This is a genomic window from Sorangium sp. So ce363, from assembly GCF_051520435.1.
Taxonomy (GTDB): domain Bacteria; phylum Myxococcota_A; class Polyangia; order Polyangiales; family Polyangiaceae; genus Sorangium; species Sorangium cellulosum_B.
In genome coordinates, this window is sequence record NZ_CP150333.1 from 6,851,904 (window position 1) to 6,874,869 (window position 22,966).

Below are 22,966 nucleotides of genomic sequence, written 5' to 3' on the forward strand. Positions count from 1 at the left end.
GCGCCGGCAGCGGCCGTCGTTCGGCGGTTCACGGAACCGCGCCCGGGCTGAGCTCGACCAGCGGCTCCGCTGCCTGTGGATGCGTCATGGGGTCACCGAGGCCGACACCCTGAGGAGCTCTTGATCTACGCTCCTCCCGATGCCAAGCGACGCTCCTGCTGATCTCTGCTCGCTCGCCTTCACCTGCAGCGTCGACCCGCTGCTCTTGCTCGATGAAAGCGGTCGGATCCTGGCGCTGAACCCCGCCGCCGAGCGCCTCTGCTCCACTCCCGGGTCGGCGGCGCGGGGGAGGCCCGTCGATGAGGTCCTGCGGCCCGATGCGCCCCTCGGCGCGCTGCTCGATCAGGTGCTCCGCGATCGCGCCCCGCGCGCCCTGCCGCCCGACTTCACGCTCCACCTCGCGAACGAGCGCGCCGTCCTCGCCGAAGGCAGCCTCAGCCCGCTCGTCGACCCTGCGGGCGCGTGCGCCGCCGTGCTCCTCGCGCTGCGCGACGTGACCGAGCAACGCCGGGCCGAGCGGGCGGCGTGCGATCAAGGAGCGCGCCTGCGCGCGGCCGTCGAGGCGCTCGACGTCGGCTTCGTCATCTACGATGCCGAGGAGCGGCTCCGCTTCTTCAACGCGGCGTACAAATCGCTCTACCCCGAATGTGCCGCCGCCATTCAGATGGGCAATACGTTCGAAGATGTCGTCCGCGAGGGCTGCCGGCACGGGATCCACCTCCACAGCGGCCTCGGCGAAGAGGAGTGGGTCGCCGCTCGCCTCGCGGAGCATCGCCGCCCCGGGGACGTCTTCGTGCGGCGGTTCGGGGACCGCTGGATCACCCTCAAGAGCGGGCGCCTCCCCGACGGCAGCTTCGTCGGCCTGCGGATCGACACCACCGCGCTCAAGGAGGCAGAGCTCGCCCTCGAGCGCGAGCGGCAGTTCATCCGCCTCGTGCTCGACACCATCCCGATCGTCGTCACGGTCAAGGATCGGGACGGCAAGATGAAGCTCGTCAGCAAGAGCTACGCCGAGCTGTACAACACCACGGTGGAGGGCGCGGTGGGAAAGACCGTTGACGATCTGCCGCGCTCCCACGCCGAGCTCTCCGTCATCGGCGAGATGGACCGGGAGGTGCTCGCGCGCATGCAGCCGGTCTCGAGGGTTCACCCCGTCACGCGCCCGAACAGCAAGACGCGGTGGATGTCCGTCGTCAAGGTGCCTCTCGTCGAGCAGGACGGCACGGCGCACATCCTCGCCATTGGAACGGACATCACGGCGCAGCGGGAGCACGAGGAGCACATGACGGCGACCATCGCCGAGCTCGAGCGGCAGAAGCACGCCATCGCCGGTCAGCTCGCGGTCATCCAGCGCCAGCAGGCGCTCATCCGTGCCCTGTCCACGCCCATCCTCCAGGTCGCCCAGGGCGTGCTCGCCGTGCCCCTCATCGGCGCGCTCGACGACGCCCGCGCGGCCGACGTCACCAGCAAGCTCCTCGACGAGGTCGTGCGCACAGGCGCTCGTTTCGCCATCATCGACGTCACCGGCATCGAGAGCGTCGACGCCGCGACGGCCGACCACCTCGTCCGCATCGTCCGCGCGATCCGCCTGCTCGGCGCGAGCGGCGTCCTCACCGGCATCGGGCCCGCCGTCGCCCAATCCATGTGTGGCATCGGGGTCGACCTCTCCGGCGTCACCACACACGGCAACCTCCGCGCCGGCATCGAGGTCTGCCTCCGCGCGCTGCCCGGCCTTCGCTGAGCGGTGCAGGCGTTTCCCGTCCTCCGCGAGGGCGACGAGGAAAGGAGCGCGGAACGGAGCGCGGAACGGAGCGCGGAACGGAGATGGAAGGCGTGGTGATTCGACTCAAGACCCTTGACGACCGGCTCGATTCGATGCACCCTTCCGCCGTCGCTATGGTCGTCGTTGCCGCCTCCCCTTTCTCGCTCACGGCCCATCCCGCGAGCGAGCCCCGCTGACGGGCGACGGAGCGCGCGACGCGTTCAAGAGGCCGCCCCGGGGATCCGGAGGCGGCCTCTTTCATTCTGGCGTCGTCAAACCGACCTGCGACTCGACTGGAGGAGCTCGATGAAGAACACCCTCGTCCTCTGCGCGTGACGTTGTCACGCGGAGGCATCGTCACGCGCTAGCCCGGTACCCCGTATCCGGGCGTGCTCGGGGGCGCCGCGCCCGGTCGAGATGAGCCGCGGGCGCCGTCCCCGGCCGCCTACTCCGCGAGATCCCTGAAGCGGCGTTGGGTGGTCCCATGAGTAAGAAGAAGAAGTCCGAGGCCAAGCGGCATCGGAGGGCGGCGAAGCGCGCGCGCAAGGCCGCCGAGAGAGCGAAGTACGAAGCATGGAAGGCGGCGGGGCAGAACACGAAGAGCCGGCGCGCGAAGCTCCGAGCGAGGCGGCTGCGGAAGGCGACCGTCCGCACCAGGCAACATGCGGCGGGCCCCTGCGGCAATATCGGGTGCAAGCGCTGTAACCCGATCGCAGCGAACCTGGTCTCGGTTCGTCTCCTGCATCGCACGGCGCAATGAGACCGAAAGGGGCGCTCGGAGGCCGAGCGCCCCTTTCTCTTGGTGCGCCGGGCGCGTTCCCGCTGAAGGGGATCACCCTGGGGAGCGCCCGCCGTTGCATCCTCTACTGCAAGAAGATGGTGACCGAACCGTCGTAGGCGATCGTGCCGCTCGGGAACTGACCGGACGCGCTTCGCGCGTGATCGCGGCAGTTCTCGAAGCTCCCATCGCTGCGCGGCTTGTCGCACGTGTCGCCGCAATTTCCGACGACTTTGACGACGCAGTCGTCCAGCGATGGCCCGCACACCCGCTGGATCGAGGTCTGCTCGGGTGACACGCAAGCAAAGTAAAGAGGCGGATTGGCGAAGATATTGCCATAGTATGCCCCTTCGCGCGTCGCGTACGCCGTCCGCTCCGCCGAGTCGGAGGACAGCTCGCATTGGTTCCCTCTCATCGAGATGGGGGTCGGGATCCCGAGGTAATTGACCCTGGATAGTACGCACGCGGACACCCATGCCTTGCACGCATTGTCGCAGGAGCCGCCCGTATCGCCCCAATTCTTGTGAAGACCGATCCCGCCATCGAATCCATAAACCACGCCGTCGACATCGATATCGAAGTGCGCCCCCCTCGGCAGGGCGCAGCTCACCACGTACTTGAGCAGCTGGCGCGCGAGCGGATCCCGGAGCGCGCTCCTGGTGAGCGCGTTCGACGTCAGCGCGTTCGACGTCAGCGCGTTCGACGTCAGCGCGTTCGATGTCAGCGCGTTCAATGTCAGCGCGTTCGACGTCAGCGCGTTCGACGTCAGCGCGTTGTCGACGACAACCGCCTGCTCCGCGGCGTCGACATCGTAGTCCTCCCCCTCCGGCACGCCCACGCAAGCGGCCAGCGACGTCACCATGGCAGGACACAGAACTAGCACGCTTCGAACCATCATGAACAACACCCCCCTTGATCATCTTATGTCCTCATGAACCTCCATGGAATTGACTTGTTGGACTAACCACGTATCCGGGCAAAGTTGGAACGAACACCAGGGCGCGCCTGAGCAACGCATCGCGGACGGCTCGCCGAGCCGTCCCAGACAGCGTGGGACTCCTCCTGCCCCTGAACGGCGTAGCGCTCAGTGAGCGCTGGTTTCACGGCGGCACGAGCACCGCCGCCCCGGACATGCGTCCGTTCCGCAGATCGTCGAGCGCCTCGTTGGCCGCAGCCAGCGAATAGACGTTCACCTCCGTCCGCACCGGCACGCGCGGCGCGAGCGCGAGGAACTCCTCGCCGTCCCTGCGCGTCAGGTTCGCCACCGACCGCAGCACCCGCTCGCCCCACAGGATCGAATAAGGGAACGAGGGGATGTCGCTCATGTGGATTCCCCCGCAGACCACGGCGCCGCCCTTGCGTACGGCGCGCAGCGCGGCCGGCACCAGCTCGCCGGCCGGGGCGAAGATCAGCGCCGCGTCGAGCTCCTCGGGGGGCGCGTCGAAGGAAGCGCCCGCCCACTCGGCCCCCATCGACAGCGCGAACGCGCGCGCAGCGTCGTCTCCCGGCCGGACGAACCCGAAGACGCGCCGGCCCTCGAGCAGGTCCAGCACGGCTGCCTCGTTCCGATAGCAATGCACGCCGAGCTTCGCCCCTCGGACCGGCGCTCCGGAGGAGCCCCGCCAGCCGTGCCCTCCGTCGCGCTCGAGGATACCCGCGGTCCCTCCGATAGGAGTTGACACTGCGCGTGTGAGCGTTCACAATCTGCGCCAGCGGGTATCCTTTCGCTTCCCCGCTGGAGGGGTCGCCACGCGCGCCGAGACCTTGATGTCCCGATCGACGTCGGCATCGATTCGCTCGGTCGTCGCGGATGCGAGTAACGGTCAGCTCAATCAAATTGCCCGCGGCTGGAATCGCAGTCCTGGCCAGTAGCAACCTTTGTACAGCAGCGATTACAGCTGCGGTTCATGTGTTGATATAGCGTCGCTTTGTCAGAGATGTCTCCCTCTCGCCGCCCCTGACGCGCGGCGCTGTCATGTTGAAACCCGGCCGCCTGAAGGGGCCATCCATGCCGCGCTCTTGAGAGGTTGAGCCAGGAACGGGTGAGATGTTCCATGCGGATTGCAACTCCTCTCGAAGGGCGAGCTCGGAGCAGTAGATTCGGACGAGCGAGCCTCGCTCCGTCGACGCCTCCGCCCGCCGACGCGGTGCCCGCCGTCCCCGCGGCCGGCGCGCAGGCCGCGCCGCTCGACTTCGCCGAGGTGTACGAGGAGCTCTTTCCCTTGGTGTGGCGGACCGTGCGCCGCCTCGTCGTGGACGCCTCCGCGCACGAGGACGTGTGTCAGGAGGTGTTCGCCGTCGTGCACCGGCGGCTACCGGAGTTCCGGGGCCGCTCGTCGCTGAAGACGTGGGTTTTCGGGATCGTGGTCAACGTCGTGCAGGCGCACCGGAGGTCGCAGCGCCGCCAGAGCCCGGCCCACCGCGGGACAGGAGAGATCGTGGATCCCGAGCAGCTCGCGGGGCCGAGCGACCTCAGCCCCTACGAGGCCATGAAGAGGGCGGAGGCCGCGCGCGTGGTGCACGACCTCCTGGCGTCGCTCGACGAGGAGAAGCGCGTGGTGCTGCTCCTCGCCGAGCTGGAAGAACTTCCGGCGTCGGAGATCGCGCAGGGGATCGGGGTGAACATCAACACCGTGTATGCGCGGCTGAGGGCCGCTCGACAGGCGTTCTCCGACGCGGTGCAGCGCCACCACGCCAAGATCCGAGGAGGCCGCCATGGATGAGCCGGGGGCTGGCGAGCGGGCGCTCCTGAACGCCCTTTGCGATGCGGACGAGCCGGCGGACGAGGACAGGCGGTGGATGCGCGCGGCCGCGAAGGGGGGCTCTGGCCGAGCGCAGGTCGAGCAGGCGCTCGCCCGACGCCGCTCGCCGCCAACCCTGGATTCATACGACCTACCGCGATCTTCACGGCCATGCCCGGACCCGGTCGATTTGATCACGAAAATCGCGGGCTCCGGTCACAAGACGAGACCTGCCGATTCCACACGCGGGAGCCGACAATGACATTCAGACTGGACCGAGTGTTCACGAGTCCCTGGATCGCTGCCGGGGGATGCCTCCTGAGCATCTCGTGCACTGGCACCCTCGGGGACGATAACTCTCCGGAGCAGACTCCGGAGCAGGACGCCACCATCGCCATAGACGGGATGCCTCTGCACCACATGACAGCGTCGGAGTACAACTCCACCGTCGCCCACCTCCTGGGGACGAACCTGAGGCCCGCAGACGGCTTCCCGGCCTTCGGCGCGAAGGGCTTCGACGCGAACGTGAGCGCGCTCTCGAACCTCTCGCAGGTCCTGGTGCAGGGGTATTACGACGCCGCCAGGACGCTCGCCGAAGACGCGTTCTCGGACGAGGCGCAGCGCGCCAAGATCCTCGTGTGCGACCCGGCAGAGGGCGCGGACGACGGGTGCGCGCGCGAGATCATCGAGCGCTTCGGGCTGCGCGCGTTCCGGCGCCCGCTCGACGCGGCGGAGGTCGACCGGTACGCGGCGCAGTACGACGACGCGCGGACCGCCCTCGAGATGTCCCCCGTCGAGGCGGTGCAGCACGTCGTCCGGACCGTGCTCACGTCGCCGCATTTCCTCCTCCGGATCGAGCTGGGCCCCGACTCGGCGAGATCGCCGGGCGCCCTCAATGGCTACGAGGTCGCGTCGCGCCTCTCGTACCTGCTCTGGAGCTCGCTCCCGGACGAGGATCTCTTCGACGCGGCGGAGGACGATCAGCTGGCCACCGAGGACGAGCTCGAGCAGCAGGTGGACCGCATGCTGGCCGACCCGAAGAGCGCCGCCTTCTTCCAGAACTTCTACGGCCAGTGGCTCGGCACGCGCACGCTCCCCAGCCACAACGCCGACACGACCCAGTTCCCGAGCTGGAACGATGAGATGAAGGGCGCGATGCTCGACCAGGTCAACGACTACTTCGCCGGCTTCACGACCGGCGGGCGGCCGTGGTCCGAGTTCCTCACGGCGCCCCACCCGGAGAGCCGGCTGATCGAGCCGCTCTATGCGAACGACCCCGAGGGCGTGCGCGAGGGGTTCCTCACGCTCCCAGCGTTCCTGACGCTGTCGTCCCGCGCCGACCGGACCTCTCCCACGTCCCGCGCGAAGACGATCTTGGAGCAGCTCTTCTGCGCGCCCATGGTGCCGCCCGCCAACGTGGATATCCCGGAGCTCGGCGCCGCGGACGGGGAGGCGGGCGGCGTCACCAACGTGCGCAAGGAGCTCGAGAAGCACCGCGCGTCGCCCGACTGCGCGGGCTGCCACGACGTGCTCGACCCGATCGGGCTGAGCCTGGAGAACTTCGACCCGATCGGCGCCTACCGGACCCAGTACCCGAACGGCGACCCGATCGACGCGACGGGGGTGTACGAGGGCGCGGCGTTCGAGGACATCTCCGGCCTCGTGCCGGCGCTCGTGGAGGCCGCCCGGTCGGGGACCTGCCCCTCCGAGCAGCTCTTCAGCTATGCCCTGCGCCGGCGCCCGAGCGCCGGGGACAGGACCAGGATCAAGGAGATCGCCGCGCGCTGGGGCGGCGGCACGATCGCGGATCTGGTGAAGCAGGTGGTGACCAGCGAGGCGTTCCGCCTTCGAGCGAAGGACAAGGCGCGGTGAGGCCGCACGCGTTGTTTCTGCACAAGACGAGGCACGAAGGAGCGATGCGCACATGAAACGCTTGATGACACGCAGAAATTTGTTGCGCGGCGCGGGCGTCTGCCTGGCGCTGCCGTTTCTCGAGAGCCTCGCGCCGCGCAGCGCGCGCGGCGGGGAGCCCGGCACCCCGAAGCGCTTCGTGCTCTGCACCTTCCCGAACGGGGCGCCCCATCACTGGTGGGAGACGGCCCCGGCGTTCGGAAAGACGCTGAAGGGCGCCGATTTCAAGCTGCCGAGGGTGCTCGAGCACTTCGCGCCGGTGAAGTCGAAGATGCTCATGATAAGCCGCCTCGGCAACTACACGTGGAGCACGGAGCAGCACCCCTACATCGAGCCTTCCCACTCGCGCCTCGGCGCGGCGCTCTCGACCTGCGTGGACGCCGATCAGCTGGGGAGGGAGGCGCGCCAGGACCTCGGCGAGTGGGTGGGCAACGGCGTCTCGGTCGACCAGCTCATCGTCCAGAAGGCAGGCCCGGAGCAGGCGACCCGCATCCCGTCGCTGCAGACGGGGCTCGGCGTCAAGCCCGGCTTCTTCGACCAGCGCAGCTACGCCTACAATCAGGTCCTCTCCTGGAAGAGCCCGCGCGAGCCGCTGAAGCGCTCGGTCAACCCGAAGGCGGTGTTCGACGCGCTCGTCGGCGCGGGCGCGGCGGGGTCCGTGCCAGGGCAGAGCGACGAGGAGGCCAGGATCGAGGCGGAGCGCCGCGCGGCGACCGAGAAGAGCGTCATCGACGGCGTGCTGGCGGACGCGAACTCGCTCATGAACCGGGTCGGCTCCGCCGATCGCAAGATCGTCCAGCAGTACCTGGACTCGCTGCGCGAGATCGAGAAGAACGCGACCCGCGTCCAGTCGACGATGACCCCGCAGACGGGCCTGGGCTGCAACCCGATCAGCCAGCCCGGCGTGGTCCCCGAGCCGCCGGGCCAGGCGGAGGGGCTCAACGAGAACGACAACACGGGAGCCGGCCCGTACAAGCACGAAGATCACGCGAAGGTCATGATCGACCTCATCGTCATGGCCATTCAATGCGACGTGACGCGCGTGATCACCCACATGCACGACGACATGCGCTCCGAGTTCGAGTATCGGTGCATCCCGGAGGACGTCCGCGCCAAGGTGGGACTCGCGTACAGGAGAGAGGCCAGCCTGCACTACCACTCCTCCCAGCACGCCGCCGGCAACCTCGACCGCGCGACCCAGGACGGCCAGTACAAGATCATCGCGCAGAGCAACCTCGACTACGCGGCGATCAACTGCTGGCTCAACCAGAAGAGCGCGCAGCTCGCGCAGCGGCTCGACGCGATCCCCGAGGGCGACGGCACGGTGCTCGATCACTGCGTCATGGTGCACATGAGCGAGATGCGATCGCACGACCACGACGGGTACGACCTGCCCATCGTGCTCCTCGGCGGCGACGGCGTCTTCTTGAACGACGCGCACATCGCCTACGGCGCCCTCGGCAGCGATCGCCAGCTCCGCGATCTCTGGTTCACCATCATGAACCAGTACTACGGCCTGGGCGTCTCGTCGTTCGGCGAGGATCGCCGCGGCGTGCCGAACGCGCTCCTCGAGGAGATCCTGCGGTAGCCGAGCCCGCAGGATCGCGTCGCTGACTGTCGACCAGGCTAGAGCCGCGCGCCCCTCGCGAACATCGCGAGGATCTCCGCCCGATCCCCCGCCACCGTGACGTACGCCCCCTCGACGCCGAGCACGTCGCCCTTCTGCGCGAGCGCCTGCACGGCGCTCGCCGCGTTCTGGAGCTGCACGCCCACCGCGCCGCCCCCGATCCGCACCGGCATCCCGCGCTTGAGCTCGATCACGTAGGATCGCCGCCGCGCCGCCCAGGGGCTCGACATGTCGACGGCCAGGAAGTCGCCGCAGGAGGCGCGCTGGTTGGAGCGGAAGAGCCAGAGCTCGGTCCGGCGGAACATGAGCTCGCGCGCGAACTCATCCTCATCGGCCTTGAACGCGAACGCATGGAAGGCGAAGGCGGCGTCGGCCTGAGACGGCCGGACGGCCCTTTGCACCAGCTCGCAGAAGAGGTCTCGTCGCGCGACGGCGCGACGGGTGAGCTTGATGGAAAGCGGAAGACGGGGCGCCATGACGCACGCTCTCCGGGCGGCGCTCGGCTCGTACGAGCGTCGCCCGATGGCTGGAGGTCGAAGGTCGAACACACGCCGCCCCGCCGCCGCGAGGCGAGCGGAGAACGGACGGCGACGGGGCGCCGGAGCGCGAGCAACGCGGGCAGCGGGGAGAACCCGCTCGGCGGAAGCGACCGCGTTGCTACCGGAAGACCTTCATGGCGCTACCTCTGCGAGGTTGAAGATACACGATCGCCCGAGCCGCGCCAGGGCGATCGGGGCAGCGTCGCACGGTTCGCTCGGTTCGTACGGTTCGCACGGTTCGCACGTATTGCTCGTATCCGTCGTGCGCGCGAGGCGCCCCTCCGCACATGACTCTCGGACCGCAGATCCTCCGCGCTCGCTCCTACGGCCCATAGCCAGGCAGCAGATGAGCCCGCGCCGACGCAGCGACCCGCGCCTCGAGGAAGGCCGGAAAGAGCCCGGCGAGCCGCAAGAGAAGCCGATAGACGGGGCTCCCCGCAAACTGCCGGGGCGCCCGATCGACGGCGCGGAGCAGCTCCTTCGCCGTGTACTCGACAGGCAAGCTCACCACGCCGTCGAAGCGGGTGGCGCGGCCGCACGCCGTGTCGGTGTGGGGCGCCACGAACACGACGACCTTGATGCCGAAGCGGCCCACCTCGCCTCGGAGCGCATGCGACCACGCGCCGAGCGCCGCCTTCGTCGCCGAATAATTGGCCGCCGTCGGCGAAGCGATGACCCCGAGCAACGACGAGACGTTCACGATGACGCCCGAGCGGCGCACCAGCATCGACGGCAGCAGCGCGCGCGTCACCCGCACCGCACCCCAGTAATTGAGATCCATCTCGGCGCGTCGCGTGCTCATGTCCTGCGCCATGAAATCCGTCTGATCGCAGGAACCTGCGTTGTTGATCACGACGTCGCACGGCCCCGCCTCGAGGAGCCGCGCGATCCCGCGCTCGACGCTCCCGTCCTCCGTGACATCCATCGGGACGACCTCGGCCCGCCCGCCCGCGCCAGCGATCTCGCGGGCGAGCGACCTCAGCGCGTGCTCGTCGCGCGCGGCGAGCACCACCGTGTGTCCCTGCTTGCCGAGCGCGAGCGCGGCCGCGCGTCCGATCCCGCGCGACGCGCCGGTGACCAGGATTCGTTTGGAAGTGCTCAGTGTGCCCATGGTGTCCCCTACCATCCTCTCCAAGGTGGACCGGGCCGTCCGGTCACCAAACACCGTACGGCGGGTGGGACCTGCGCCGCATCTCCGGGGCTGCGGATGAGTTCTCCTGGCTTGCTGTGGGCTCATTGCGGAAGTTCATCAAGGAGGACGGCGGCGTTGCGTAGGCAAGCCGACGACCGCGATGAGGACGTCCAGCCTGGCTTTCCAGCAGATCGAGGACCGTTCTCTCGCTTGCTCCGCATCAGCGATCGAGCCGTCATCATGCCGCTCATCGGCGGCGTCGCGCGCGACCCGGCACGCCATCCCGCGCCGCGGGTGACGATTTCTGAAAGGTGAGCAGGGGCTGGATCAACTCCGGGCACATGAAGACCTGGGCGCGATGCCCGCCAGGCCGGGCGAGCATCTCTTGGCTGTCACTTTGTGCTCTGGGTGCGGCCGCGTGGGCGTGTTCTGGGGCCCCGCACGACGGCTCCGGGGGCGGCGGAGCTCCCTCGATGGATCCTGTTGGCACGGGCGGAGAGGCGCCGGGCGGAGAGGCATCGGGCAGCGACGCCGCCTCCGGGGTGACGACGGGAGCTGGAGGGACTGGCGGTGCGCCAAGCCCGGGCGCGGGCGGCGGCGCACCGAGCGCGGGCGTGGGCGGCGGCCCTGGGACGGGCGGGTCGGGCGCCGTCGAGTTCGGGGCCTTCCCCGGCGCCGAGGGATTCGGGCGGATGGCCACCGGCGCGCGCGGCGGCGACATCTACCATGTCACCAACCTGAACGATGCGGGGCCCGGCTCCCTGCGGGATGCCATCAGCCAGCCGAATCGCACCGTGGTCTTCGACGTCGGCGGCGTCATCAAGATCGACTCCCGCCTGGTGTTCAAGAATAACCAGACGATCGCCGGGCAAACCGCGCCGGGCGGCGGCATCACCGTCTACGGGAACGGCACCTCCTTCTCCGGCGCCTCGAACACGATCGTTCGCTACGTGCGGTTTCGTATGGGCAAGATCGGCGACTCCGGCAAGGACACCGTCACCATGGCCAACGGGCACGACGTGATCTGGGACCATTGCTCGCTGAGCTGGGGACGCGACGGCACCTTCGATCTGAACCGGGAGAGCGGGGCGGAGCTCTACAACATCACGCTTCAAGATTCGATCGTCGCACAGGGGCTCCAGACCCACAGCACGGGCGGCATCGTCAACACGACCGGCACGTCGATCATCCGGTCCTTGTACATCGACAACAATTCCCGTAACCCCAAGGCCCGCGGGACGCTGCAGTTCGTCAACAACGTCGTCTACAACTGGGTCACCTCGGGGTACATCCTGGGCGATACGAGCGGTCGCTCGGACGGGGTGATGGTCGGCAACACGCTGATCCCCGGCCCGGAGACGAAAGGCGGCACCCTGGACAGCCCAACGCCCGAGTACCACCTCCATGCCGTCGACAACTGGTACGACAGCAACAAGGACGGTGTCCTGAACGGCCGCCTGCTCGGCCAGGGGGACTTCGGCTCGGTGACCTGGGAGGCGGCGCCGAGCGTCGAGGTTCCCGACGTGCCCGCGATGAGCGCAGAGGACGCCTTCGACCACGTGATGAAGCGCGCCGGGGCGTCTCTCTGGCGTGACCCGGTCGACGACTTCTTGATGGAAGAGCTCGCGTCCCTCGGGGCCGAGGGCGCCACGATCAGCGACGAGAAGAGCCTCGGCCTCCCCAACACCGTTGGAGACATCCCGGGGGGCTCTGCGCCCGCGGACACGGATCAGGACGGGATGCCCGATGCGTGGGAGGTCTCCGCCTCGCTCGATCCTCACGACCCGGAGGATCGCAATGGCGACCGCAACGGGGACGGCTGGACGAACCTCGAGGAGTACATCAACGCCCTCGTCCCATGACGCCTCGAGGACGCGCGCGCCTCGCCATGCTCCCTCAGAACGAGACCCCCAGGCTGAGCGTGCCCAGGGCTTGAGCGATGAGCGGAGCGGCGCGCTCCTCATCGACGGCGATGATGGGGCGCGGCAGGAGCGTGAGACAGGTGAGCTCGAGACCGAGGCCCACGCTCGGATGAAAGAAGTACTGGACGCTCAGCCCTGCGTCCGCGGCGAAGCTGAAGAACTCCTCGCTGCGCCCCACGAGCGGCGGCTCGACATGGCCGGTGGCCTGGAGGTGGTAGGCGCCGACGCCAAGGAGCGGCCCCCATTCCCAGTGAAGACCGGCACCTGTTTGCCCGAGGTTCCAGCTGGCCCGGAGGAGCGCGAGCTCCTGGCGCACCCGGGCGGCGCCGCTTGCTGCGCGGAACTCGGCGCCAAAGAGGGGACCACCGAGGAGCAGGCCGAGACGGAAGCGCTCGTCGAGGCGGGTGTGCGCGCCGATCTGCGCGCCGACGCCGCCGCCCACCGGAGGCGTGAAGAGGACGAGCCCTCCCGTGCGCACGTGAAAGCGGGGCGGCTCCCGGGAGAAGCGGAGCACCTCGGGGGCGGGCGGCTGGGCCTCGACGCCGAGCACATCCCGAGCGGGAGCCTGGCCCGGGCCAAGCTCGAGGAGGCTTGCGCGCAGGAGATCGACGGCGCGCACCGCGAGGAGCATCGGGCCATCGCTGGAGGGATCGATGAGGAGCTTTCGCGTGGTCGTCTTGCCGGTCACGCGATCCACGATGCACACCTCGGCGGCCGTGCCGCTTCCGTCGCGCCGCAGCGCGACAGCCGCAAAGGCCTCGCTCTCCTGCGCCTCTCGCTCGAGCTCCTCGGCCCCGGGCGATCGCGCGGCGCTCCCGAGCACGATGACCTCGAAGGACTGCAGCTCCAGCTCGGCAGAGAGCCGCCCGAAGGCCTCGAAGAGCGTGGCGTCGCGCGGGTCCGGTCGGACGACGAGCACGCGCTGCGCCCACGCCGCTCGAGGGCAGACGAGCAGCAGGAGCAGGACGAGGAGCGTTCGCGCCCGCCGGACCATGGATCAGGGCTGAGCGGCGAGCTGTCGAGCGGTCTTGGCGTGGACCCCGCTCGGATAGAGGCGCAGGTAGTCTTGCGCCACCACGCGCGCGGCGGCCGGTCCTTCGAGGCTCTGGACCGCGCGCATCTTCCCCGCGAGCGCTTCGGCGGCAAAGGCGCCGCCCGGCGCCTCGCGAAGGGCCGTCTCGTACCAGGTCCTGGCGCGCGCGGCGGCGCCGCGGCTCTCGTGAAGGCGCCCGAGCAAGAAGGCTGCACGGCTCCCCGCGGTCGATGCGTAGCGCGCGCGCAGGGCAAGCAGCGCCTGCTCGGCGAGCTCGTTCTGCCCCACGTAGCGAGCGGCGTCGGCCAGGGCGTTCAAATCGGCGGCATCACAGGAGGTGAGACAGTTCTGGGTGCCCCGCGCCTCGGCCTCCTGGACGACGCGCCGGAACTCGCCCTGGGAAACGAGCTTGCTCCAGGGCGGTCTGGTGCTCGGCGAGGCGACCAGGGGCGCCGGGGTCTCAGCGGAGCTCGGCGCCGGGGGAGCAGCGGGCTCCGGCGCCGGCGCTGCTATCTCGGCGAGCTGTCCCTGCGCCGCGGGAGGCGCGGGCTCGGAGCCTTGCGCCGCCGTGTCGGGGCCCTGCGCCGCCGTGTCGGGGGCTCGAGCCGTCGTGTCGCTGACGTGCAGGGTCCTCGCCTGAGCGTCCCCCACGAAGCGCTGCCCCGCGCGCACGCTCACGGCGCCAGAGCCGGAGTAGCCCTCCACCTCGACCGCCCCCTCGCGCAGGATCACCTCGAGCCGCTCGCGGTCAGCGTCCCACAGGAGCTCGAAGCGCGTGCCCACCACGCGGACCACGAAGGGACCCGCGACGAAGCGCCAATCGCTGTGCCCGGTGTGCGTGACCTCGGCTTCGACCCGGCCGCGCTCGACCGAGATGCGGGCGCCACGCTCGTTCTTGGTCTCGTCGATACGAAGCCGCGTCCCTGCCGCGGCCCGGATCCGCGTCTGATCGGAGAAGGTGATGGCGGCCGGGTGATCGACGGGTGCGCGCACATAGCCGCTCTCGTTCACCGCGCCCTCGACGACGTAATCGAGACCTCGCTCCGTTCGCCAGAAGAAGAAAACGACCATCAGCACGCTCGCGGCGAAGGCGAGCGGAGCCACCCAGCGAACGACCACCCGCGTCTTGCTCACGCGAGCCTGCTCCTCGTCGACGCGGCGCAGGAAGGCGGCGCGCGCCTCGCGGCGCTCCGTCTCGCTCAGCTGAGCGGCGCGCTGCAGGAGGGCTGCGACGGGATCGAGCTGTCGTTCGGGTTCGCTCATGGCCAAAATCCTTCACACCGGGACAGGAACTCCTGGAGCGCTGGCTCGCGCGCCTTGAGCAAGAACGCGCGCGCGCTCTCGAGCTCACGGCGCACCGTCGACTCGGACACGCCGAGCGCCGCGGCGGTCTCGAGCATCTCGAGGCCTTGCACGTGGCGCAGCACGAAGGCCATGCGCCGGCGCGTGCTCAGCTTGTCGAGCACACGGTGGAGGGCGCTGAGCACCTCGCGATGCTCGAAGTCGACGCGCTCGAGGGCGCGCTCGGGGAGCTCTCCGCTCGGGGAAAGGCCCACCCAGCGGCGTATCTTGCGCTTCCGGATCTCGAGCGCTGCCTGCCGCGCCGCCATGGACGCGAGATAGCCACGGAGAGCCCCCCCGTCCTGGATGCGCGCGGCCCCCTGGATCAGCCCCAGGAAGACCTCCTGGACCAGATCTTCGAGGCTCGTATCGGGACCGAGGGCGCCATACAGCACACCTCGCACGAGACCCGAATACCTATCCCAGATGACGGCGAGGGCCTCCCGCTCTCCAGCGGCGGCGCCAGCGACCAAGCTCGCGTCCGACCGCTTGTCGGCGGGGAAGCGGGCCAAGGTGGGTCCGGGCGGCGGGGCGGAGCGCGTGGGTTGAGCCACTCTCTCCTAGTTACTTGGGGGCGTCGCGAGCCTCCAGAAAAATTCGCCCGCCGCCAGGACGCTGGATCGGAGCAGGCGACTCGGAGCATTTGGGTTGCGCTCTCGGGCGTCGCCCCGCAGCTTTGCCCTGGTCGCCATGCGCCTCTCCTGCCGCACCTGGCTCCCCCGAGTCGCCGCGCTCTCGGCCATGGCCTGGGGGCTCTCCTGTGAGGATCAGCTCATCCAGACGGCCACCCGTGCCCCGGGGAACGCGGGTGTCGGCGGCGGCTCTCCTACCCTCACGGAGCTCGCCTGCGACGGCGAGCCGCCCGCGGCGGAGCTCCCTCCGGGGGCCGCCTTCGGAGAGGGAGAGGAGCTCGCGAGTTCGCCGCTCGTCAGCGCGAGCTACGGCGCGCTCGAGGGCCCCGGTCTCTCCATCACGGGGCGCGATACCTTCCGCGTCCACGTCAACGGGGATCTCATCGCCGCGAGCGAGTCGGCGCGCGCTCCGATGTTCGTGCCCCTCTCCTTGCTTCCGGGAGAGAACGTGATCGCCGTGAGCGTTCATGCCGCAGCGGGGACCCCCGCGGCGCTCGTCCACCTCGACGAGCTCGAGCGCAGCCATGGGAGCGGCAGCGACTGGAAGCTGAGCACCGCGCCGGAAGGAGACTGGACCGCGCCCGGCTACGACGACAGCGGCTGGACGGCGGCCCGCGAGCTGGGGAGCGCTGGAGATCTGCCGGGCTGCGATCCCGAGGCGGCCTTCCCCGCGAGCACGGAGGCTCGCTGGATCGGGCCCGCGCCGGGGACGCGGGGGCCCATCGCCCTCCGCAAGGTGATACGGGTCGAGGCGATCGGCTTTGGCGAGGGCACCACGGGGGGCGTGGGGGCGACGCCCGTGCTGGTCTCGAGCTGGACCGAGCTCGAGACGCTCGCCCGCTCGGACGAGCCGGCCGTGATCTTGCTCGCCGAAGGCCTCTACGACTTCCGCCGCACAGGCTCGGAGATCCAGGACATCGAGGTCTGTCCCAGCACCTGCTCGGAGGAGCCCGAGAAGACGTTCTATGAGGTCCTCACCGGGGATGCGACCTGCGAGCGTCCGCTCGTCGGGGCGACGCGGAACCATCGCGTCGTCCAGTTCGGTTCCAACAAGACCCTCGTCGGGCTCGGGCGCGGCGCGGCGCTGCCGGGCGTGAACATGGATCTCAACCAGAGCGAGAACGTGATCATCCGCAACCTCGCCCTCTACGATCTGAACTCGAACGTGCACGAAGCGGGCGACGCGTTCACGCTGACGCAAGCCTCCAGGGTCTGGATCGATCACACGACCGTCCAACGGATCAGCGACGCCTTCGCCGACGTCCACGCGGGCACGAGCGGGGTCACCTTCTCCTACGGCCACTTCGACGGCAGCAACGAGGCCGAGTGCGGCGGCCGCGAGCGCTGGGCCTGCACGATCACCGACGCCGAGGTGACGATACACCACTGTCGCTTCGATGAAGTGAGGACGCGCGCCCCCCTCGCCACCGGATCCCGAGCGCGCGCCCACCTCTTCAACAATGTGTTCTCGAACATCTCGGACTGGGCGGTCGGCGCCGCCTGTGAGGGGCAGGTGCTGCTCGAGGCGAGCGTGTTCGAGAACGCCGACGCGGCGACGCGGCGCTCGGACTGCAGCGACGCGACGGGCCGGGGACTCCTCCTGGCCGTCCCTGGCTCGAACCTCTACCGCGACGAGAGCGGCGTTCACCTGGGCGGAGACGGGGAGCCAGCGGACGACGTCTTCAAGCCCCCCTACGACTACGCGCCCGAGCGGGCGAGCGACGCGTTGCCCCAGGTGATCTCTCGCGCCGGCGCCGGAGGGCCCTGGGCCCTGCCGCTCGCACGCGAGTAGTCGGCGTGCACGTGGCGTGCGACTGAGTCGACCGAGCCTGGAGCACCGCGGATCCCTCGTCGCTTTCATGACGGCATCGAGCTCGTGCTCGCCGGCGCGCGACCGCGCCTCGACGCTCACGCCCAGGCAGCAGGTCAGCGTTCCCTGAGGTGAGCGCGCCGCTCCTTGCTTATTCGGGTGCCCAGGTCACGGTGGTGATGACCTGAAGATGGCCGAGGTCGCGGACGAAGGTATGCACGCGCCCGCTCGGCGACACGTCGACCGGATCGCCCCAATGCTCCATGTCGGTGGGGTCGACGCCGGCCAGGGCGGGCGGCGCCGCGCCGGCAGCGCCGACGGTCGTCATGCTGTCGAGGTGCGTGTAGATCGCCTCGAGCTGCGTGTAGTCATGCTGATTTGGGTGCTGGTTTTGCCCCGGATCGTTCGAGTAGTCCATGCACGTCCCGGTCGTCGTGCTGAAGTCCTCGTCGTTGTGCGCGAGCCCGAAGAGATGCCCGATCTCCTGGCACGTCACGGAGGCTCTCCATGCCGGCGTGTTGTACCTGGCCGTGTCGAAGTAGGTGTCGTTCAGCCTCACCGTGCCCTGGGTGATGTGCTCCCCGTCGGCCCAGACCGTGGCCAGTCCGAGCCACCCGTTGGCGCCATATCGCGCGTTGCAGACCTCAGCCCTCCCGCTGGTGGGCCGGCATCGCCTGCCGCCCCCGCCGGCAGCGACGGTGGCGTCGAGCACCGACGACCTGGACCAATCGCCGGCGGCGACCGAGAGGTGCTCGGCCCACGCGGAGGACACGTTGTCGCCGAGCTTGATGGTGAAGGGGTTGCTCGTTCGTGCCCAGTGGTATTTGCCCCAGGCGTGTGACGCCAGCGCGGCGCGCTCGACGTCCTCCACGTCGGCTGCGCAGCCGACGTGGAGGAGCGAGAGGACCGACACGGACAGGCGCAGGGCGAACCGCTTCTTGCTCATGTGCGAACCTTCCTCCCGAGGGTTCAGTCCGGCCGAGCTGGGCGCCGGCGAGCACGCGCCGTCGTGGCGTTTGCGCGGATCCCGGACGTTATCGTGGGCGAGGCGCAAACGTGGCCTGACGCAGCAGCAACGGCGTTGTTCGTCAGGAACGACCCTCTGCGCAGCGCGATGAAAGCGCTGTTTGACCTCGCGCGTCGCTCTCGAGAAACCGAATGAGCGACGGCGCACGATATCCTCTGTCGTGCCCCTGTCAAGGATGGCTTTCCCTGTTCGAGAGGCGCGATCACATCTGCACACCGGCATCGCGGTGATACGGCCCGACGCCGGTGTGGTCGCCTCGGACGTCCGGGGCGCGTCTCGACGAGATCACGCGTCCCTCCAGGACCACGCCCCAGGGAGCCCGCATGGAGGATCTCTGTCACGTGAGCTGCCAGAGAAGCGGGATCTCCCAAGGGCGACACAGATGCGCCCCGCCATAGCCGCGGCCGTGGAGCGCATTGCTCCCGCTATTCGGTCACGATCGTGATGGGGTTGAAATAGACCCTGACACCGGTCTTCGACCCCGCCTCATTTCCCTTCGTGTCGCCGACGTAGTCCAGCTTGTTGACGAGGCTCTCCGGCGCGAATGAGAAGATGTCATGGGCGTGGTCCGTGTCCGTGTACGCGTGGTTGAAATCGACCGGGCCGTCGACATCCACGATCGGGGCGGTCGCGATGTGCAGGCGGTACCAGGTGGTCCCGGCGGCTCGGGTCCAGTCGCTCCTTGTCTCGAGCGCGTCCATGGAGACAGCGGCCCAGAGCTCGTTGCCGTTGAAGACGCTGAGCTCGGGTGGCCTTCACCCCGCCGTTTCCGCGCCTCACTCCGTCACCCGGAAGGCGGGAGAACAACCCGACAGAGGATCGATCGCGATCTGCGCCAGGGCGGGACAGCGAAGCCGCCGGCCCGCAGGTGGACACCGGTGGGGTCGTGTCTCCTGGAGCGCGGAGCCGATGAAGCGCCCGCGGGGGCAGCTCGAGGCGCCGGGTTGCGGTAAGGTCGTGGGCCGGGCGCAGGCACGGCGGCGCTCGCGGTTGAGCCCGCCCTGTCGCCCCGGCAAGAACACTTCCATGGCCGATTTGAACGATCCCGCGCGCCTCGCCGAGCTGCACCACGTGCTGCTGCGCGACGACGCGGACGCCATCCTGGACGCCTGCGTCGAGCGGGCGGCCGAGCTTGCCCGGGCGCCGATGGCGCTCGTGAGCCTGGTGGTCCGACACATCCAGCTGTTCCGCGCGCACCGCGGCCTGCCGCCCGACCTGTGCGTCAGCTGCGCGACCTCACGGAGCAGCTCGTTCTGCCAGCTCGTGGTGCGCAACGAGGAGCCGCTCGTGGTCGAGGACGCCGTTCACGACGAGCGCGTGCCCAAGGAGCTGGTGGAGCGTTATGGCATCCGCGCGTACGCGGGTGTGCCGGTGCGGGTGCGCCGGCATGTGGTCGGTTCGCTCTGCGTGATCGACCTCGTCCCGCGCACCTTCGAGCCGGGCGTCGTCGAGGGCCTCCATCGGCTCGCCGCCGAGGTCGGTACGCGGCTCGAGGCGCTGGAGAGCGACGCGCCGCCGCCGAGCCGCACCGCGAGGGAGCGCCTCGCCCGGTTCGGGCAGACCGCGCGTGCGCTGGAGCGCGCGCTCATGGCCATCGCTCCCGTGATCGCCGAGGCGCAGCGCGCGGCGGCGACGCTGCCGGAGGCGCCGCAGATCGCGCCGAGCCCGGACGATCTGCGCGCGGCGGTCGACTGCTACCGGGACATGTTCGCGATCGCGGCCGAGCTGGCCGACGACGCCATGGCCCTCTCCCGCTCCGCTCCGGCCGAGGCCGCGTCCGAGCTCGCCCAGGCGACGCGGTCCCTCACGCGGGACATGGTCGAGATCAGCCCGCTCGTCCGGCTCGCCGAGAGCGTGCTCGGAGGCACGCTCGACGAGGGCGCCGCCGCGAGGGCAGCGCACGTCGTGCGGGACGCGTTCGCGGCGCACGAGACCGCGACCGCCGCGGTGCGCCGGATCATCACCACCGTCGAGCGCGGGCGGACAGGGGAGGCGTGGTGAAAGGCCGAGCGTACCAGCTGCTCCGCTCCTGTCTCGGCGACAAGGACCCTCCGAACGCGCGCGACGCGTTCATCTATGCGCGGGTCATCATGCGCGCGCGCGTCGTGCCCGAGGAGATCACGCCAACGCTCGACGACCCCGCCATCGAGCGCCGACTGGAGAGCGCGCTGCAAGACATCGTCCGCCGCGCGTAGGGAGGGGCCGCCGGCCCCTCGCGCCGGCAGGCCAGGCTCCGAGAGAGACGCCCACGAGTGGGGTGCAGGGTGATCCCGCGAGGAATCGCGCGGATCGCGAATCGCGCGGATCGCCCGTGCAGGCGTGCAGGCCTCGGTGGCTCTCCCACTTTCACCTTCACCCATCGCGCCAGGCCTGCTATGCAGCGGATCGCCTTCTTTGCCGATGTCCTTGCTTGATGCCCGCGATAGAGGCCGGGCGCGCCGAGCGAGGCACCTTCCTTGGAGACTACGATGAGCCATGACTTGACCCCTGGACTGTTCACCGGGCCGAAGTGGACGCGCGGCCTTCTGCAGCTCGCCTTGCCGGCGATGGTGCTGCTCGCGTGCGGAGGCCCGTCGGAAGACTCGGCATCAGGGGGCGGCGACGCATCGACCGTGGCGCCAGCGTCGGCCTCCTCCGGCGGCAGCGTCGACGCGACGGCGTCGGCCTCCTCGGGCGGCAATGGTGGTTCGGGCGGAAACGGCGGCTCGGGCGGAAACGGCGGCTCGGGCGGAAACGGCGGCTCGGGCGGAAACGGCGGCTCGGGCGGCAATGGCGGCTCGGGCGGCAATGGCGGCTCGGGCGGCAATGGCGGCTCGGGCGGCAATGGCGGCTCAGGAGGCAACGGCGGCTCGGGCGGCAACGGCGGCGACGATGCGTCGACCGTGGCCTCGTCGTCGGCGTCCTCGGGCGGCACGAGCGGCGCTGGCGGCACAGGAGGCGATGACGCATCGACCGCCGCGTCCTCGTCGGCGTCCTCAAGCGGTACCGGCGCGTCGACGTCGACCGTGGCCTCCTCGAGCAGCGCCGGTGGCACGGGCGGCGGCGATGCCTCGACGTCGACCGTGGCCTCCTCGTCGGCCTCGTCCGGCAGCGGCGGCGCGGGTGGCGGCGATGCCTCGACGTCGGCCGTAGCGTCCTCGTCGGCCTCCTCGAGCGGCGCCGGCGGCATGGGTGGCGGCGACGCCTCGACGTCGAGCGTGACCACCACCTCGAGCGGCACCAGCTCGACCACCTCGACCGGCACCGGCCCCCTCGCGAGAACGCCGGTGGAGCGGCACGGCCGCCTGAAGGTGATGGGCAACCGCGTCGTCGACGAGCACGGCGAAGAGCTCCAGCTCAAGGGCATGAGCATGTTCTGGAGCGTCTGGGAGGGAGAGAAGTTCTACAACGCTTCCGCCGTCGACACGCTCGTGAACGACTGGGATGCGACCGTCGTCCGCGCCGCGATGACCGCCAACACATCGGGGCTCGGCTACGTCAACAACCCGGACGCGGAGAAGCGGAAGGTCAAGGCGATCGTCGACGCCGCCATCGCCAGAGGCATCTACGTGCTCATCGACTGGCACGATCACGACGCGGTCCAGCCCCGGAACAAGGAGGCTGCGAAGCGCTTCTTCCGGGAGATGGCGACGGAGTACAGCGATGAGCCCGCCGTGATCTTCGAGGTGTTCAATGAGCCCGACACCGAGACCTGGGCGCAGGTGAAGGCGTATGCCGAGGAGGTGATCCGGGAGATCCGCGGCGCCGGCTCCGACAACCTCGTGATCGTCGGGTCACCGAACTGGTCGCAGGACGCGGACGTCGCCGCCAACAGCCCGATCACGAGCTACGACAACATCGCCTACACGCTCCACTTCTATGCGGCGACGCACAAGGATGGGCTGCGCGCCAAGGCGACGACCGCGATGGCCAAGGGCCTCGCGCTGTTCGTCACCGAGTGGGGCACCTGCTCCTCCACCGGAGACGGCGCGCTGGATCTCGCCGAGGCGCAGCGGTGGCTCGACTTCATGGCCAGCAACAGCATCAGCTGGCTCAACTGGTCGATCGTCGACAAGGCCGAGTCCTGCGCCGCGCTCAGGCCCGGCGCGAGCGCCGGCGGCCCGTGGTCGGATGGCCAGCTGACCGAGTCGGGGCGCTGGGTGAAGCAGAAGATCCAGGCGCCTTGACGCGGGAAGCCCGCCGAGGAGCGCCGTCGAGGACGAGGGCGCTCCGCCCGGGTCGGTCGCGCGGCGCCACGTCGCCTCGGGCGCGGACACCGAAGCTCCCGCGGCGCGCTTTCCGTTCCTTCGAGGCCTCCTCGAAGACCAGAGTCTAGCCCTCTCGCCTTCGCCTCGTTCACCAGGCGATCCGCGCTCGATCGGCTCACTCCCGCGCTTCATCATCGACGACATTGCCCGAACTCGGTGGATGAGTCAGGGTTTCGGCGACGCGCACGGCCGCGCCTGCTCGGCGCGGTGACGGCACGATGAAGGGATATGTCCCGTCCCTTCATCCCACTTCGTCCGGTCCTCGACAGAGGTCGTCTTCTCCCTCGAATCCCCCGCGCGAGCCGATGCGCTCGCGACACGGGGAGACGCCCGGCCGAGACGAGACAGGACGAGACGTCGATGCGCGCCCTGGACACGCGCTGTCTTTCTGAAGATCGGATGACTTGAAGAGACTCGAACGATGCCGGGCGGAACCCCGTCGAGCGTCGGCGCTCGCGACATCC

18 protein-coding genes and 1 pseudogene are annotated in these 22,966 nt (G+C 69.7%); 10 read left to right on the forward strand and 9 right to left on the reverse strand.

What is annotated here, in order from left to right; genetic code table 11:
* Nucleotides 1–139: 139 nt before the first annotated feature.
* Together WMF12_RS25755 and WMF12_RS25760 are read left to right on the forward strand one after the other, a co-directional pair.
* Nucleotides 140–1,741 (forward strand): PAS domain-containing protein, encoded by a 1,602-nt coding sequence (locus WMF12_RS25755; RefSeq protein ID WP_437849828.1) that lies wholly within the window; start codon nt 140–142, stop codon nt 1,739–1,741.
* Nucleotides 1,742–2,246: 505 nt separating this feature from the next.
* Entirely contained in the window at nt 2,247–2,522 is a 276-nt protein-coding gene (locus WMF12_RS25760) for a hypothetical protein (RefSeq protein ID WP_437849830.1), read from the forward strand.
* Nucleotides 2,523–2,625: 103 nt separating this feature from the next.
* On the opposite strand, the gene WMF12_RS25765 is transcribed toward WMF12_RS25760, so the two are convergent.
* A complete protein-coding gene (locus WMF12_RS25765) occupies nt 2,626–3,402 on the reverse strand; it encodes a hypothetical protein (protein WP_437849832.1) in 777 nt (258 codons plus the stop codon).
* Nucleotides 3,403–3,640: 238 nt separating this feature from the next.
* A pseudogene (locus WMF12_RS25770) lies at nt 3,641–4,078 on the reverse strand (alcohol dehydrogenase); the annotation flags it as partial.
* A 609-nt stretch (nt 4,079–4,687) separates the two neighbouring features.
* Between WMF12_RS25770 and WMF12_RS25775 the strand changes: the two are divergent.
* From WMF12_RS25775 to WMF12_RS25785, 3 genes are all read left to right on the forward strand, one after another.
* The gene (locus tag WMF12_RS25775; RefSeq protein WP_437739317.1) at nt 4,688–5,263 is read left to right on the forward strand and encodes an RNA polymerase sigma factor; all 576 of its coding nucleotides are present in this window, start codon (nt 4,688–4,690) and stop codon (nt 5,261–5,263) included.
* A 438-nt stretch (nt 5,264–5,701) separates the two neighbouring features.
* A complete protein-coding gene (locus tag WMF12_RS25780; RefSeq protein WP_437849834.1) occupies nt 5,702–7,153 on the forward strand; it encodes a DUF1592 domain-containing protein in 1,452 nt (483 codons plus the stop codon).
* A gap of 64 nt (nt 7,154–7,217) precedes the next feature.
* Nucleotides 7,218–8,780, forward strand: coding sequence for a DUF1552 domain-containing protein (locus WMF12_RS25785; protein WP_437849836.1), 1,563 nt, complete (start codon nt 7,218–7,220; stop codon nt 8,778–8,780).
* A gap of 38 nt (nt 8,781–8,818) precedes the next feature.
* On the opposite strand, the gene WMF12_RS25790 is transcribed toward WMF12_RS25785, so the two are convergent.
* Both WMF12_RS25790 and WMF12_RS25795 read right to left on the reverse strand, forming a co-directional pair.
* The gene (locus tag WMF12_RS25790) at nt 8,819–9,295 is read right to left on the reverse strand and encodes a hypothetical protein (protein ID WP_437849838.1); all 477 of its coding nucleotides are present in this window, start codon (nt 9,293–9,295) and stop codon (nt 8,819–8,821) included.
* Nucleotides 9,296–9,680: 385 nt separating this feature from the next.
* Complete coding sequence (locus WMF12_RS25795; protein WP_437849840.1) at nt 9,681–10,469, reverse strand: SDR family NAD(P)-dependent oxidoreductase; 789 nt, start codon at nt 10,467–10,469, stop codon at nt 9,681–9,683.
* Between the two features lie 494 nt (nt 10,470–10,963).
* Between WMF12_RS25795 and WMF12_RS25800 the strand changes: the two genes are divergently transcribed.
* A complete protein-coding gene (locus tag WMF12_RS25800) occupies nt 10,964–12,352 on the forward strand; it encodes a pectate lyase family protein (RefSeq protein ID WP_437849842.1) in 1,389 nt (462 codons plus the stop codon).
* A gap of 34 nt (nt 12,353–12,386) precedes the next feature.
* On the opposite strand, the gene WMF12_RS25805 is transcribed toward WMF12_RS25800, so the two are convergent.
* From WMF12_RS25805 to WMF12_RS25815, 3 genes are read right to left on the reverse strand one after another with little or no spacing between them, the layout of a single operon-like run.
* Nucleotides 12,387–13,406 (reverse strand): hypothetical protein, encoded by a 1,020-nt coding sequence (locus WMF12_RS25805; RefSeq protein WP_437849844.1) that lies wholly within the window; start codon nt 13,404–13,406, stop codon nt 12,387–12,389.
* 3 nt (nt 13,407–13,409) lie between these two features.
* Complete coding sequence (locus tag WMF12_RS25810) at nt 13,410–14,708, reverse strand: FecR domain-containing protein (RefSeq protein WP_437849846.1); 1,299 nt, start codon at nt 14,706–14,708, stop codon at nt 13,410–13,412.
* On the reverse strand, nt 14,705–15,340 hold the full coding sequence (locus WMF12_RS25815; RefSeq protein WP_437739324.1) for an RNA polymerase sigma factor: 636 nt from the start codon (nt 15,338–15,340) through the stop codon (nt 14,705–14,707). The genes WMF12_RS25810 and WMF12_RS25815 overlap by 4 nt, the downstream gene beginning before the upstream one ends.
* Nucleotides 15,341–15,476: 136 nt before the next feature.
* Here WMF12_RS25815 and WMF12_RS25820 point away from each other — a divergent pair, with 136 nt between their 5' ends.
* Nucleotides 15,477–17,210 (forward strand): pectate lyase family protein, encoded by a 1,734-nt coding sequence (locus WMF12_RS25820; protein ID WP_437849848.1) that lies wholly within the window; start codon nt 15,477–15,479, stop codon nt 17,208–17,210.
* A 169-nt stretch (nt 17,211–17,379) separates the two neighbouring features.
* Here WMF12_RS25820 and WMF12_RS25825 read toward each other — a convergent pair whose 3' ends face one another.
* Both WMF12_RS25825 and WMF12_RS25830 read right to left on the reverse strand, forming a co-directional pair.
* On the reverse strand, nt 17,380–18,174 hold the full coding sequence (locus tag WMF12_RS25825; protein WP_437849850.1) for a hypothetical protein: 795 nt from the start codon (nt 18,172–18,174) through the stop codon (nt 17,380–17,382).
* Between the two features lie 506 nt (nt 18,175–18,680).
* Nucleotides 18,681–18,956, reverse strand: coding sequence for a hypothetical protein (locus WMF12_RS25830; protein WP_437849852.1), 276 nt, complete (start codon nt 18,954–18,956; stop codon nt 18,681–18,683).
* Between the two features lie 325 nt (nt 18,957–19,281).
* Here WMF12_RS25830 and WMF12_RS25835 point away from each other — a divergent pair, with 325 nt between their 5' ends.
* From WMF12_RS25835 to WMF12_RS25845, 3 genes are all read left to right on the forward strand, one after another.
* The gene (locus WMF12_RS25835) at nt 19,282–20,256 is read left to right on the forward strand and encodes a GAF domain-containing protein (RefSeq protein ID WP_437849854.1); all 975 of its coding nucleotides are present in this window, start codon (nt 19,282–19,284) and stop codon (nt 20,254–20,256) included.
* A complete protein-coding gene (locus WMF12_RS25840) occupies nt 20,253–20,450 on the forward strand; it encodes a hypothetical protein (protein ID WP_157906899.1) in 198 nt (65 codons plus the stop codon). The genes WMF12_RS25835 and WMF12_RS25840 overlap by 4 nt, the downstream gene beginning before the upstream one ends.
* Before the next feature lie 273 nt (nt 20,451–20,723).
* Nucleotides 20,724–22,421, forward strand: coding sequence for a glycoside hydrolase family 5 protein (locus tag WMF12_RS25845; protein ID WP_437849856.1), 1,698 nt, complete (start codon nt 20,724–20,726; stop codon nt 22,419–22,421).
* The last annotated feature ends 545 nt before the right edge of the window (nt 22,422–22,966 follow it).